The 13,179-nt window shown below is 70.9% G+C and carries 13 protein-coding genes; 6 read left to right on the top strand and 7 right to left on the bottom strand.

The genetic code is table 11. The annotated features are described in order from the left end of the window. The first annotated feature begins 167 nt into the window (after positions 1 to 167). From CYQ11_RS07180 to CYQ11_RS07190, 3 genes are all read left to right on the top strand, one after another. Positions 168 to 854 (top strand): maleylpyruvate isomerase family mycothiol-dependent enzyme, encoded by a 687-nt coding sequence (locus CYQ11_RS07180; RefSeq protein ID WP_099197808.1) that lies wholly within the window; start codon positions 168 to 170, stop codon positions 852 to 854. A gap of 9 nt (positions 855 to 863) precedes the next feature. Beyond that, the gene (locus CYQ11_RS07185; protein WP_099197809.1) at positions 864 to 1,520 is read left to right on the top strand and encodes an MBL fold metallo-hydrolase; all 657 of its coding nucleotides are present in this window, start codon (positions 864 to 866) and stop codon (positions 1,518 to 1,520) included. A gap of 161 nt (positions 1,521 to 1,681) precedes the next feature. Further along, positions 1,682 to 2,959, top strand: coding sequence for an MFS transporter (locus CYQ11_RS07190; protein ID WP_099202005.1), 1,278 nt, complete (start codon positions 1,682 to 1,684; stop codon positions 2,957 to 2,959). A 79-nt stretch (positions 2,960 to 3,038) separates the two neighbouring features. On the opposite strand, the gene CYQ11_RS07195 is transcribed toward CYQ11_RS07190, so the two are convergent. The 4 genes from CYQ11_RS07195 to uvrB form a co-directional block, all read right to left on the bottom strand. Continuing rightward, positions 3,039 to 4,085, bottom strand: a complete 1,047-nt coding sequence (locus CYQ11_RS07195) for a TerC family protein (RefSeq protein ID WP_099201904.1) — start codon at positions 4,083 to 4,085, stop codon at positions 3,039 to 3,041. 190 nt (positions 4,086 to 4,275) lie between these two features. Then, a complete protein-coding gene (locus CYQ11_RS07200; protein WP_099201903.1) occupies positions 4,276 to 6,282 on the bottom strand; it encodes a TerD family protein in 2,007 nt (668 codons plus the stop codon). Between the two features lie 187 nt (positions 6,283 to 6,469). After that, complete coding sequence (locus CYQ11_RS07205; protein WP_099201902.1) at positions 6,470 to 7,048, bottom strand: TerD family protein; 579 nt, start codon at positions 7,046 to 7,048, stop codon at positions 6,470 to 6,472. A gap of 287 nt (positions 7,049 to 7,335) precedes the next feature. Then, complete coding sequence (uvrB, locus tag CYQ11_RS07210; RefSeq protein ID WP_099201901.1) at positions 7,336 to 9,483, bottom strand: excinuclease ABC subunit UvrB; 2,148 nt, start codon at positions 9,481 to 9,483, stop codon at positions 7,336 to 7,338. Positions 9,484 to 9,769: 286 nt separating this feature from the next. Here uvrB and CYQ11_RS07215 point away from each other — a divergent pair, with 286 nt between their 5' ends. From CYQ11_RS07215 to CYQ11_RS07225, 3 genes are all read left to right on the top strand, one after another. Continuing rightward, positions 9,770 to 10,741: a glycerophosphodiester phosphodiesterase gene (locus CYQ11_RS07215; RefSeq protein ID WP_099197505.1), complete on the top strand. Its 972-nt coding sequence runs from the start codon at positions 9,770 to 9,772 to the stop codon at positions 10,739 to 10,741. Between the two features lie 57 nt (positions 10,742 to 10,798). Beyond that, positions 10,799 to 11,374, top strand: coding sequence for a methylated-DNA--[protein]-cysteine S-methyltransferase (locus tag CYQ11_RS07220; RefSeq protein ID WP_240003100.1), 576 nt, complete (start codon positions 10,799 to 10,801; stop codon positions 11,372 to 11,374). Between the two features lie 90 nt (positions 11,375 to 11,464). After that, positions 11,465 to 11,737, top strand: coding sequence for a DUF6343 family protein (locus CYQ11_RS07225; RefSeq protein WP_099197504.1), 273 nt, complete (start codon positions 11,465 to 11,467; stop codon positions 11,735 to 11,737). On the opposite strand, the gene CYQ11_RS29135 is transcribed toward CYQ11_RS07225, so the two are convergent. Genes CYQ11_RS29135 through CYQ11_RS07240 form a run of 3 tightly spaced genes read right to left on the bottom strand, consistent with a single transcriptional unit; the run spans position 11,734 to position 13,171 of the window. Then, positions 11,734 to 12,102: a hypothetical protein gene (locus CYQ11_RS29135; RefSeq protein ID WP_146104650.1), complete on the bottom strand. Its 369-nt coding sequence runs from the start codon at positions 12,100 to 12,102 to the stop codon at positions 11,734 to 11,736. The two genes, CYQ11_RS07225 and CYQ11_RS29135, sit on opposite strands and share 4 nt — an antisense overlap. Before the next feature lie 14 nt (positions 12,103 to 12,116). Beyond that, positions 12,117 to 12,854 carry a WXG100 family type VII secretion target gene (locus CYQ11_RS07235; RefSeq protein ID WP_099197502.1) on the bottom strand — a complete coding sequence of 246 codons (738 nt, stop codon included), beginning with the start codon at positions 12,852 to 12,854 and terminating at the stop codon, positions 12,117 to 12,119. Beyond that, entirely contained in the window at positions 12,851 to 13,171 is a 321-nt protein-coding gene (locus tag CYQ11_RS07240) for a WXG100 family type VII secretion target (protein WP_146104651.1), read from the bottom strand. The genes CYQ11_RS07235 and CYQ11_RS07240 overlap by 4 nt, the downstream gene beginning before the upstream one ends. Positions 13,172 to 13,179: the final 8 nt, after the last annotated feature.

Here is a 13,179-nt window from a genome sequence, read left to right on the forward strand (position 1 = left end):
GGGCCGGGCCGCGCCCCCGATCCAGAGTACGGGGGGCCTCTGACAACCGTGGGACACACGGATGCCGTAACGCGATGCCACCCTCGACCATATAGCACGCACATTCGATTTACGGGGGAAGTGTGACTCCTTCACCCGAAGGAGTGGCGGCGGCTATCGTCGGCCGCATGATTGATCATGTGCACGACCTGAACGCTGTACGTGAGGCAACCGACCGGCTGCTCTCCGCGGTCGGCGAACTGGACAACGCCGCCGTCGCCGAGGCGTCACGGCTGCCCGGCTGGTCCCGCGGCCACGTCCTCGCCCACCTCGCCCGCAACGCGGACGCCCTGGGGAACGTGCTCGAGGGCCGCCCCATGTACCCCAGCGCCGAGGCCCGCGACACCGACATCGAGCGGGGCGCCCCCCGCCCCCTGGAGACCCACCTCGCCGACCTGCGGGACACCGCGGCCCGCTTCCTGGCGACGGCGGCCGCCCCCGCCGACTGGAACCGCACCGTCACCCTGCGCAACGGCGTGACGGACAGCGCCTCACGCGTCCCCTTCCGCCGCCTCGTCGAGGTCGAGCTGCACCACGTCGACCTCGGGATCGGCTACGAGCTGGAGGACCTGGCGGCCGAATTCACCCACCGCGAGATCGACTTCCTCGCCCAGCGCTTCTCCGGCCACCCCGGCCTCCCGTCCCTGCGGCTCACCGCACCCGACGGCGGCCAGTGGCACACCGGCGCCGGCGAGGGCACCGCGCTGACCGTCACCGGCCCCGCCCCCGACCTGATGGGCTGGCTGGCCGGACGGCGCGACGGCGCCGCCCTGGAAGCCGGTGGCGCCCCGCTGCCCGCTCTGCCCCCGCTATAGGCTGAAACCATGACCTACAGCGGAGCGGTACAGGTCGGCGGACCTGCGGATGTACACGAGTTGACCGATCTGATGATCTCCAAGGTCGCGGTCGGCCCGATGAACAACAACGCCTATCTCCTGCGGTGCCGTGCCACGGACGAGCAGTTGCTGATCGACGCGGCCGCCGAGCCGCACACCCTGCTCTCCCTCATCGGCGACAGCGGCATCACCTCGGTGGTCACCACCCACCAGCACGCCGACCACTGGGGCGCGCTGCGCGAGGTGGTCGCCGCCACCGGCGCCCGCACCTACGCGGGCAAGTACGACGCCGAGGGCATCCCGGTGGGCACCGACGAACTCGTCGAGGACGGCGACGTCATCCGGGTCGGACGCGTCGAGCTGACCGCCCGTCACCTCGTCGGCCACACCCCCGGCAGCATCGCCCTGGTGTACGACGACCCGCACGGGCACCCGCACCTCTTCACCGGCGACTGCCTCTTCCCGGGCGGCGTGGGCAACACCCACGACGACCCCGAGGCCTTCGCCAGCCTCCTCGGTGACGTCGAGACCAAGCTCTTCGGCCAGTTGCCGGACGAGACCTGGGTCTACCCGGGCCACGGCGACGACACCACCCTGGGCGCCGAGCGCCCGCACCTGGCGGAGTGGCGCAAGCGCGGCTGGTGACGCCCGCCCGCGGCCTGCCGGCCCGGCCGGGGTAGCGCGCCGTCCGCACGAGAGGCGGACGGCGCGATTCCCACACGCCCCCGCCAACACCCCCGTACGCCCCGTTTCCTGTCCGCCGCAGGGAAGTTGGGCAGTACATGCACCGTGACCGTTCCCCGGCCATGTTCCGCCTGGCGGCCGCGTCCATGGTCGGGACCGCCATCGAGTTCTACGACTTCTTCACCTACGGCACCGCCGCGGCCCTGGTCCTGGGCCCGCTCTTCTTCCCCACCGTCTCCCCCCTCGCCGGCAGCCTCGCCGCCTTCGGCACGTTCGGCATCGGTTTCCTCGCCCGCCCTCTGGGCTCGGTGCTCTTCGGCCACATCGGCGACCGGGTCGGCCGCCGTCCCGTGCTCATCTCCTCGCTCCTGCTGACCGGCCTCGCGACCATCGCGGTCGGCCTGGTGCCCACCTACCGCAGCATCGGCGTCGCCGCCCCGCTCCTGCTGCTCCTGCTGCGCTTCCTGCAAGGACTCGGGCTCGGCGGCGAATGGGGCGGAGCCGTCCTGCTCACCGCCGAACACGCGCCCGAGCACCGCCGGGCCCTGTGGTCGAGCTTCCCCCAAGTCGGCCCGGCCCTGGGCTTCCTGCTCGCCAACGGCATCACCGTGACCCTCTCCGCCGTCCTCAGCGACGCCCAGTTCCTGTCCTGGGGCTGGCGCGTACCCTTCTGGGGCGCGGGCGCCCTGGCGGCCGTCGGCCTGCTGCTGCGCAGCCGGCTCACCGAGACGCCTGTCTTCCGCACCCTCAGCGAGACCGAGAGCCGTGCCTCACTGCCCCTCGCCGAGGTCGTCCGCGGCAACTGGCGGCTCCTGCTGCTCACCGCCGGCGGCCTGTCCATCGGCTACGCGCTCTTCTACACGGTGACCACCTGGTCCCTCGCCTACGGCACCGAACGGCTCGGCGTCGACCGCACGGTGATACTGGGCTGCATCATGACGGCCGTCGCCGCCTCCGGCGTCGCCACGCCCCTCGTCGCCTTCTTCGCGGACCGCTTCGGCCGCCGCACGCTGTGCCTGTCCGGCTGCGCCGCCGTCGCCCTGTGGATGTTCCCGCTGATCGGCCTGTTGCGCACCGGACGCCCGGCGCTGATGGTGCTGGGCTTCGTCATCGCGCTGCTGGCCTTCGCCACCGCCTTCGGCGTGGTGGGCGCCTACCTCCCCGAGCTCTACGAGGCCAGGATCCGCTGCACGGGTGCCGCCGTCGGCTACAACCTGGCCGGCGTCCTGGGCGGTGCCGTCACCCCCCTGGCCGCCACCGCCCTGGCCGGCCGGGACGGGCCGCCCTGGGGCGTCGCCGTCTATCTGGTCGGCGTGGCCCTGCTGAGCATGGGGTGCTTCCTCGCCCTCCCCGAGACCAACCCGGCGGTCAAGGCCGCCACCGGCCCCGCCCCCGCCTGAGCGAAAGGGGACCGCGACGGCCGACACGCTTCAGGCTTCAGGCTTCAGGCTTCAGGCTTCAGGCTTCAGGCTTCAGGCTTCAGGCGCGAACGCCCTCGCGGTCCTTCTCGGTCTCCACGGCATCGTCCCCGTCGGGCCCGGCCGTCGGCCGACCCGCCGCTCCCCCGGCCGCCTCGGCCCGCTCCTGCTTGGCCGAGGCGCGCAGGCTGGTGATCGTGGTGACGACCAGCACGGCGCAGATGACGCCCAGCGAGACCGGAATGCTGATCTCGGGGACCCCGACGCCGTTCTCGTGCAGGGCGTGCAGCACGAGCTTGACGCCGATGAAGCCGAGGATGACCGACAGGCCGTACGACAGGTGGACCAGCTTCTTCAGCAGGCCGCCTATCAGGAAGTACAGCTGCCGCAGCCCCATGAGCGCAAAGGCGTTGGCGGTGAAGACGATGTACGGGTCCTGGGTGAGGCCGAAGATCGCCGGTATGGAGTCGAGCGCGAAGAGGACGTCGGTCGTGCCGATCGCCAGCATAACGATCAGCATCGGGGTCATCAGCCGCTTGCCGTTCTCGACGGTGAACAGCTTCGTGCCGTCATAGCGGTCGGTCGACGGGAAGCGCCGCTCGACCATCTTGAGAAAGCGGTTCTCCTCGAACTCCTCTTCCTCCTCGTCCGACCGCGCCTCCTGGATGAGCTTCCACGCGGTCCAGATGAGGAACGCGCCGAAGATGTAGAAGACCCAGGAGAAGTTGGCGATGATCGCCGCGCCGGCGCCGATGAAGACGGCCCGCAGCACCAGGGCTATGAGCACCCCGACCATGAGCACCCGCTGCTGGTACACCGGCGGCACCGCGAACTTCGCCATGATCAAGACGAAGACGAAGAGGTTGTCGACGCTCAGGGACTTCTCGGTCACGAACCCGGCGAAGAACTCACCGGCCGGCTGTCCGCCGCCGAAGACCAGGAGTCCCAGTCCGAACAGCCCGGCCAGGGCGACCCAGACCACCGTCCAGACGCCGGCTTCCTTGAGGGAGACCTCATGGGGCTTGCGGCCCCCGATGAAGAAGTCGGCGGCTATCAGAGCGCAGAGACCCAGGATGGTCAGCACCCACAGGGTCAGGGAGACGTCCACTGTTCCTCCGGCATGTCGTACGGCGTACGAGCTGTCCCCAGAAGAGTACAGGAAACACCAAGGAAGAGTAAAGAGAATCCCAAACGCCCTGCTGAACCGCCCTTCCCTTCCCTTTACCTTTCTCGGAGAAGTCCCCGCGGAAGCCGTCCGACGCCCCTCGGACGCCGCCCGGCGCCCGAGGGGGCAGACCTCAGATGCCGTAGGCCCGGCGCGCCTGGCCCACCTGCCACAGCACCTGCCGCACCACGTCGCTGCCGGCGGGGGCCATCGACGGCTCGTACGTCCAGGCGTGCCCCACCCAGGGGTCGGCGAGGTGGTCGTCGGGCACCGGCGTGACCCTGAGCAGGGAACGCCACAGCGGGTCCAGCACGGGCCCGTACGCCCGCGCGTCGTCACGGTCGGCGATCATCACCAGGTGCACGCCCACGGCCGGGCCCTCGTCGGCGAGGTAGCGCAGCTGGGTGACGGCGCGATCGTCGAAGCCGTGCGGGAAGTCGTTCACGAGCAGCAGCTGCTCGGCGGTGTCGACGTCCGGCGGCAGCGCGTCCACGGCGCCGCTGCGCACCGCCATCTGCACCAGGTCGACCCGCCGCGTCAGCCGTGCCAGGACCTCCGAGACCCCCTGGGCACCGGCCGCCGGCTGCTCCTTGAGGGCCCCGTACTCCAGCAACGGGGCCAGCGCCGTCCCCGCCGAGCCCGCTGGGTCGATGACGTGCACCGTGTAGTCGCCCACGGGGTGGACGGCCAGCAGCCGCACGGCTTGCGCCACCGCGCAGTCCACCGCGAGCCGGCGCAGCTCGGCCGAGTCCACGAGGGCGGCGTCCACCCCGCCCGAGGAACGGCCGCTGTCGATCCACAGCCCGCGCTCCAGCGGCAGCCGGACCAGCATCGGGATGCGCAGGTCCTTGCGCTCCGGCAGGTGCAGATCGCCGAGCCGCAGCGCCATGGGCCGCTCCAGGGGCACCTGGTAGCCCTGCCAGACGGGGCTGTCCCAGCGCGCGTAGGCGGGCGGCAGGGCGTGCTCGACGACCTCGGCCTCGGCGGCCAGCTGGGTGAGGTCGCGGTCGAGCACGGCCCGCGCCTGGTCCATCAGCTCACCGTGCCTGGCGCGCGCCTGGGCCCTGGCGGCGTCGGCGGCGGGACCCACCCGGGTGCTCGGGTCGGAGAGCACCCGGTCCAGCTCCTGCTCCAGGCGGGACTCCGCGAAGTCGACGGCGCTGCGGTAGGCCGCCGCCGCGCGGGCCAGGTCCTCGAACATGCCCCAGACCTGGTTGTAGAGCCGCTCGTTCATGGTCCAGCCCGTGGCGTCGCCCGCCACGGGCGCGCCGGCCCGGCCCGGCTCGGCGGCCGGGGCGGCCGGGGCCGGCTCCGGGGGCGTCGAGGTCCGGCGGCCGGGGTGCTGGTAGCTGATCGGGCCGGAGGCGCCCCCGGGCTGCCGCCCCGGGGCCTCGTCCGCACCACCCACCCCCTGGGCGGGCAGGGACACCGTGGGGTCGAGGCCGTCGGGGCCGGTCGCCTCGGCCGCCGCGTCCGGGACGGACCGGCCGTCCGCCGCGCTCCCGCGAACGTCCGCGGCCGGGGCGGACCCCCGGCCGGCTCCCTCGCCCGTGGCGAGCCGCGCGGGGGGCGGCACCACGGCGCGGGCCATGCCCTGGGCGACGGCCTCGTCGATGCTCGCCGCCAGCTCGGCGGCCTGCGGGATCCCGTGGTCGGCCAGCATCGAGGCCAGGCCGCCCGCGTACCCCTGCCCGACCGCGCGCACCTTCCAGGCTCCCTGCCTGCGGTACAGCTCGACCGCGACGACCGCGGTCTCCGCCTCCAGGTCGGTGATGGTGTAGCTGGCGATCTCGGTGCCGTCGAGGTCCGTGACCGCGACGAACGGCGCGGCGAGAGCGCCGAAGCGCACCGGGCCGCCCACGCCGGACGGCAGGGCCAGCACGATGCTGACCCGGTGCACGGCCTCGGAGACCGCCTCCAGGTCGAACGCCAGCCGGTGCTCCGCCGCGGCCTGCCGGGACACCTCGACGCCCGGGAGCCGGGGGGCGGCCGGATGTGCGACCCCGTCCGCGCCCGGGACCCGGCCCTCCGCGTCACCGAGCGTCGCCCCCGCCACCACCGGGTGGCCCGCCGAGACCCGGATCTCCAGTCGAGTCCCGGACAGCGGGTGGTTCTGCCCCCGCACCAGCTCGGCCGTCATCGCCGCTCCCCCTCGATGTGTCTGTGCTCGCTGTGCCCGCGGGCCCGGCGGATGATGCTCCGCCGGGCCCGTTTCGTATCGCTGCGCTATGTGTGTACGTACGGCGCAAGAGTGTGGCGTACGTACGTGGGCGTGTCCTCACCGGGGCCCGGGCCCGGCCACGCGGGGCGCGGCCCGGAACCGGCCGTCAGAGGACGGACTGGATCTCGGCCAGGAGGTCCTGGAAGGTCCGGCCGTTGGCCGGGGTGCCGATGGCCGTCATCTGCCAGCCGGCGCCGACGCGGTGCACCTTCGCCATGATCTGGGCGGTGTACGGGCCGCCGCCGTCCAGGGTGTAACGGGCCAGCTCCTGGCCGGTGGTCTCGTCGACCAGCCGGCAGAAAGCGTTCTGCACCTCGGCGAAGGTCTGACCGGTGAAGGAGTTCACCGTGAAGACGATCTGGTTGACGTGCACGGGCACGCGCTGGAGGTCGACGAGGATCGACTCGTCGTCACCACCCTGGCCGGCACCGCCCACGAGGTTGTCGCCGGTGTGGCGCACCGAGCCGTCCTTGCTGACCAGCTGCTGGAAGAAGGCCACGTCGACCGGCTGCTTGTCGGCGAAGAGCACCGCCGAGGCATCGAGGTCGATCTCCCTCGTGCGCGACCCGAACAGTCCGCGGCGAGGAGCCGCCTGCCAGCCCAGCCCCATCCGCACCGCGGTCAGGGTGGCCCCGTCGGCCTTCTGCAGGCTGATGCCCTGGCCCTTGGACAAGTTGACCGTCACGCGCAGTCCCTCTCTCGTTCGTTCGTCCCCGTGACCACACGTCCGATCGCGCGGTCTTCTTGAACGACCCTATGCACAGCTGCCCACAGCACACTCACCCGAGGGGGGTTTGTGGCGGTCTTGCAACATCATCCGCCTCGCCGCGCCATCTCTGCCCCGCCTTGAGCACGAGGCCCGTTTTGCCCATGGTTCGTCAGGAAACAGGCCCGCGCCGTACATGAACGGAGCGGGCCGCTCAGCGGCGCACCGGGCGCGACGACGGCCCGCCGTCCACCCCTTCCGGGCCGTCAGGCGAGGCCGGCCTCGCGCATCTGCCGCAGCTCCTTCTTCAGCTCGCCCACCTCGTCGCGCAGCCGGGCCGCGACCTCGAACTGCAGCTCTGCCGCCGCCGCCCGCATCCGGTCGGTCATGTCCTCGATGAGCTGGGCCAGTTCCGCCGCCGGCCGGTCCGTCGGCGTCACCGCACCCTTGGCCGCCTTGGCCTTGCCCTGCGCCGCCTTGCCCTTGCCGCCCGCGGCGGAAGCCACCGTGGGCACGGGGGCCTTCGCCTTGTCCTTGTCACCCTTGCGGTAGCCCGTGCCCAGCAGCTCCTGCGTGTCGAGCTCCTCGCGGGCGAGGGTGGCGACGATGTCACCGATCTTCTTCCGCAGCGGCTGCGGGTCGATGCCCCGTTCCTTGTTGTAGGCGATCTGCTTCTCACGACGGCGGTTGGTCTCCTCGATGGCCTTCTCCATCGCCGGAGTGATCTTGTCCGCGTACATGTGGACCTGACCGGAGACGTTGCGCGCCGCACGGCCGATGGTCTGGATCAGGGACGTACCGGACCGCAGGAAGCCCTCCTTGTCCGCGTCCAGGATCGCGACCAGCGACACCTCGGGCAGGTCGAGGCCCTCGCGGAGCAGGTTGATGCCCACCAGGACGTCGAACTCGCCGGCCCGCAGCTCGCGCAGCAGCTCGACGCGGCGCAGGGTGTCGACGTCGCTGTGCAGATAGCGCACCTGGATGCCGAGCTCCAGGAAATAGTCCGTGAGATCCTCGGCCATCTTCTTGGTGAGCGTGGTGACGAGCACGCGCTCGTCCCGCTCGGTGCGCGTGCGGATCTCGTGCACCAGGTCGTCGATCTGCCCCTCGGTCGGCTTGACGACGACCTCCGGGTCGACCAGGCCGGTGGGCCGGATGATCTGCTCCACGAAGCCGTCACCACGCGAGAGCTCGTACTTGCCGGGCGTCGCGGAGAGGTAGACGGTCTGGCCGATGCGCTCGGTGAACTCCTCCCACTTCAGCGGGCGGTTGTCCATGGCCGAGGGCAGCCGGAAACCGTGCTCGACGAGCGTGCGCTTGCGGGAGGCGTCACCCTCGTACATGGCGCCGATCTGCGGGACCGTGACGTGCGACTCGTCGATGACGAGGAGGAAGTCCTCGGGGAAGTAGTCGAGCAGGGTGTTGGGCGGGGAGCCCGGCTCGCGGTCGTCCATGTGCAGCGAGTAGTTCTCGATGCCGGAGCACGAACCGATCTGCCGCATCATCTCGATGTCGTACGTGGTGCGCATGCGCAGGCGCTGTGCCTCCAGCAGCTTGCCCTGCTTCTCCATCCGGGCGAGCGTCTGCTCCAGCTCCGCCTCGATGCCCGCGATGGCCTTCTCCATCCGCTCCGCACCGGCGATGTAGTGGCTGGCGGGGAAGACGTACAGCTCCTGGTCGTCGGAGATGACCTCGCCGGTGAGCGGGTGCAGCGTGGAGAGCGCCTCGATCTCGTCGCCGAACATCTCGATGCGGACGGCCAGTTCCTCGTAGACCGGGAAGATCTCGATGGTGTCACCGCGCACGCGGAAGGTGCCCCGGGTGAAGGCGAGGTCGTTGCGCGTGTACTGGATCTCCACGAAGCGGCGCAGCAGCTGGTCCCGGTCGATCTCCTGGCCGACCTTCAGCGGCACCATGCGGTCCACGTACTCCTGGGGCGTGCCCAGGCCGTAGATGCACGACACCGACGCCACCACGACCACGTCGCGCCGGGTGAGGAGGGAGTTCGTCGCGGAGTGGCGCAGACGCTCCACCTCCTCGTTGATCGAGGAGTCCTTCTCGATGTAGGTGTCCGACTGCGGGACGTACGCCTCGGGCTGGTAGTAGTCGTAGTACGAGACGAAGTATTCGACGGCGTTGTTGGGCAGGAGCTCGCGGAACTCGTTGGCGAGCTGGGCCGCCAGGGTCTTGTTCGGAGCCATGACGAGCGTCGGCCGCTGGAGCTTCTCGATCATCCACGCCGTGGTCGCGGACTTGCCGGTGCCGGTCGCACCCAGCAGGACGACGTCCTTCTCCCCGGCGCGGATGCGCCGCTCCAGCTCGGCGATGGCGGTGGGCTGGTCACCGCTGGGCTGGAAGGAGCTGACGACCTCGAAAGGCGCCACCTTGCGTTCGATCTTCGATACGGGCCGCATGAGACCACGGTACGGCCGACCACTGACAACCAGCGTGTCCGGCCGCGTCCCGGCTGGCCGGCGGCCCCGGACCAGGGCGTTCACGGGTCGTTCGGCAGGCGAACGGCCGGCGAAATGTCGGCAAAGCGTCCCGGCTCCGGCGGGTACGGGGCGCCGGGATCGCGTAGGTGTTTCGTGTACGACTCTCCGTGCACGGGGTACGACTCTCCGTGCGTCCGGGTACGACATCCGCACACGCCCGGCCGGGCGCGCCCCGCCTCCGGCCAGGACGAGACGAGGAGCCTCCATGCGCATTCGCCCCGCCTCCGCCGTGACCAGCGCGTTCGTCGGTCTGTCCGTCACGGCGCTCACCGCCCTCGGGTCGCTCGGCGTGGCCTCTCCCCCCGTCCACGCGGCCCAGCGCGTCTCCTCGCCCGTCGTCATCGGCCACCGGGGCGTGCCGGCCCGGGCCCCCGAGAACACCCTCGCCTCCATCGACAGAGCCGCGAAACTGGGTGTCCGGTGGGTGGAGAACGACGTCCAGCGCACCAAGGACGGTGCTCTGATCGTCATGCACGACACCACCCTGGCCCGGACGACGGACGTCGAGCAGCGCTACCCCGACCGTGCGCCCTGGAAGGTCTCCGACTTCACGCTCGCGGAGATCCAGAAGCTGGACGCCGGGAGCTGGTACGCCCCGCGCTTCGCCGGCGAGCGCGTCCCCACCCTGAGCAGCTACCTGCGCCGCGTGGACCGCAACCGCCAGAAGCTGCTCCTGGAGGTCAAGGCGCCGGAGCTCTACCCGGGCATCGAGCGGCAGATACTGGCCGAACTGGACCGCACCGGCTGGCTCGACCGGCGGCACGTCGACGGCAGGCTCGTCGTCCAGAGCTTCGACGCGGCCTCCCTGCGGACCGTCCACCAGCTGCGCCCGGACGTGAAGACGGGATTCCTGGGCGCCCCCAAGCCCTCCGAACTCCGCTCGTACGCCGCCTTCGCCGACCAGATCAACCCGTCCTACAAGAGCGTCACCGAGGCGTGGGTGCGCTCCGTGCACGCCCTGAAGGGCCCGCACGGGCGCCGTCTGGAGGTCTCCGCGTGGACCGTCGACGACGGTGACGACGCGGTCTCCCTCGCCCGCAAGGGCGTCGACGGGATCATCAGCAACGCCCCGCACGAGGTGGCGGCGGCGCTGGCCGAGGACGCCGACGACGACGCCTTCCTGAACGGACTGACGAACCCCGCCGACACGGACGCCCTCGTCGACGGCATCCTCTGAGGACCCCGGGGACGGCGGCAGGGACGCTGCTTTCCGCTTGGCTCTACGCTTGATCCCGTGACGGATTCGGAGCGCCCCCTGCCGCCGCCCGGCCCCAGGCCGTGGGCGTGGACCACCATCGACACGCCCGTCGGCCCGCTGGGGCTGGCCGCGACGGCGCAGGGCCTGCTCAGCGTCGTCTTCCGGGCCGACGCCGGCACCGCGGCCACGGCTGTCGCCCGCCTGACCCAGCAGCTGGGCTCGCCCCCCTGCCCACCGCCCTCCCCTTGCAACGGGCTGCTCGCCGAGGCGTCGGCGCAGCTCGGGGACTACTTCGCCGGCCGGCTACGGACGTTCTCCGTCCCCCTTGACTGGTCGCTGACCTCGGGCTTCAACCGCCGTGCCCTCCGCGAACTCCTCGCCCACGTCCCCTACGGCGCCCTGGCCGCCTACCAGGACCTGGCCGACCGCACCGGCGAACCGGGCGCGGCCCGCGCGGTGGGTGTGGCCATGGGCAGCAATCCCCTGCCCATAGTCGTCCCCTGCCACCGGGTCGTCGAGAGCGGCGGCGGCCTGGGCGGCTTCGGCCCCGGCCTGGAGATCAAACGGGCTCTGCTGGCGCTGGAGGGCGTGCTGCCGGAGCCGCTGTTCTGAAACGAGCACTGTTCTGACGCGCGCACGCTTCAAACGCCCGGATCGAACGCACGGGATCGGGTGGATCCTGGTAGTGGGAGATGGTGCGTCATGCGTACGGGCAACGAACCGATGACCGCCCGGAGCCCGCTACGGCTCAGGTGCGGGCTGGCGGCCTTCGGGCTGGTGTGGACGATCGCCGGAACCGTGCTGTTCGCGCTGGCGGGGCAGCCGGGGTGGGCGATCGCCTGCGGGGTGCTGGTGGCCGTGACGGTGGTGGACCTGACCCTGATCATCCGCCACATCCGGCAGGGCCCGCACTACCAGCCGGGACGGGACGTACCGCCGTACGAAGCGGTGCGGGAGGAGAGGCGGGGGCGCTAACGCGCGGGCCTGTCCCAGGACTCCTGCCGGCGGCTGAGGGAAACGCCCTCACCCAGGGCATCGCCGGAAGCATCCAGAAGCTGGCGGGCTTCATGTGTGTACTGTTCACGCTCTGCCTGGGGCATCTGCTCCCATGCCGCACGAACCGGCTGGACATGTTCGCCCAGCGCGTCGGCGTAGGCCCCGACGCGCATGGCCTCACGAAGACCGATACGCCCGGAGAGGACCTCTCGTGCCATTTCCCGGAGGACGTCGTCGTCTCCTCCGGTCGCCAGGTGCTGAAGGGCTTTGTGCACGACCTGGGCCTGCGCATGGTCACGCCCCCGGCTCAGGAACTCCTCGTAGCCCACTTCTGATTCACTCATGGTGCCTCCGCTCCTCAGACCGCCGGGTGGTCATAGCTCGCTCCCGGCAGGGGGAAGGTGTTGAGCTTGGCCATGGCTTCTCCCCCGACCCTCCCCATGGCCGCGTAGCCGGCGTTCATAGCCAGTTGGGCGGCGTTAATGAGCCTGGTCATGCGTTCCCATTCCTTGATGATGACCCGCGCCTCCTGCGCTCCGAGCGCGTATCCCATCGCGGCGGCCCAGCCCGTCCAGCCGAGCGCGGTCGAGGCGGCGGCAGCGATGGCCCCGGTGACGAGCGCGTCCGTGATGGCTCCGATGCATTCGCCGATGGCCTGTCCCGCAGCTGAGACGGCTTGTGCGACGGCGAGGTACTCGTCGCCCATCGCCTGCAGGGAGGTGCGGAATTCCTCCAAGTCCCCACGTAGGGCGTCGAAGTAACGGAGGGCCGCTTCTGCGGCGTTTCCGTCCCACGTCGCGTCGATGTCCTTGACCCCAGCATCGATGTTCCGTGCGACGGCGTCACATGCCTGCCCTGCCCTTCGCCATGTTTCCGAGCACTTGGCATAGGCCTTCCAGTCTCCGGCGAGCTGTTCCTGAGCCCAAGCCACGGGGTCTCTCGGCAGCATCAGTTCTGCGAGCTTGAGCAGCCAGGAACCTGGGGTGAGCACATCGCACACGGCGTTGATCGATTCCAACGGATCGAGGAAGTCCTCCGGCTCCCCAGGTGGCTTCAGGCAGGCCGTGGGCTCCCGCACATCAACGAACTGCGTCACAGCTGAGCTCCCTCCCCGGGGTGGACGGCGTCCATGGCCGCAGCCACGGCCCGATCGGTCCGGCGGTAGTACGCGGCTGATTCCTGCAACTCCTCCGACGAGCACAGAAGGATCTCAGAGAGGCGGTGGAGCGCCTGCAGCACACCACTTCGTAATTCGGTGTGATGACCGATCGCCGAACCCATGAGCCCCTCGTTGCGTGCCGAGATGCGGGTGAAGTCCCGGGTGCGACCCAGGACCTCCCGCGAGTCCTCAGCAGCTCTTCCGATTTGTCGCGCAAACGCTTCCAGCTGCCCGGGGTCGACACGAAGATCCACCACAGCTC

The sequence above is a fragment of the Streptomyces cinnamoneus genome (assembly GCF_002939475.1).
GTDB lineage: Bacteria > Actinomycetota > Actinomycetes > Streptomycetales > Streptomycetaceae > Streptomyces > Streptomyces cinnamoneus_A.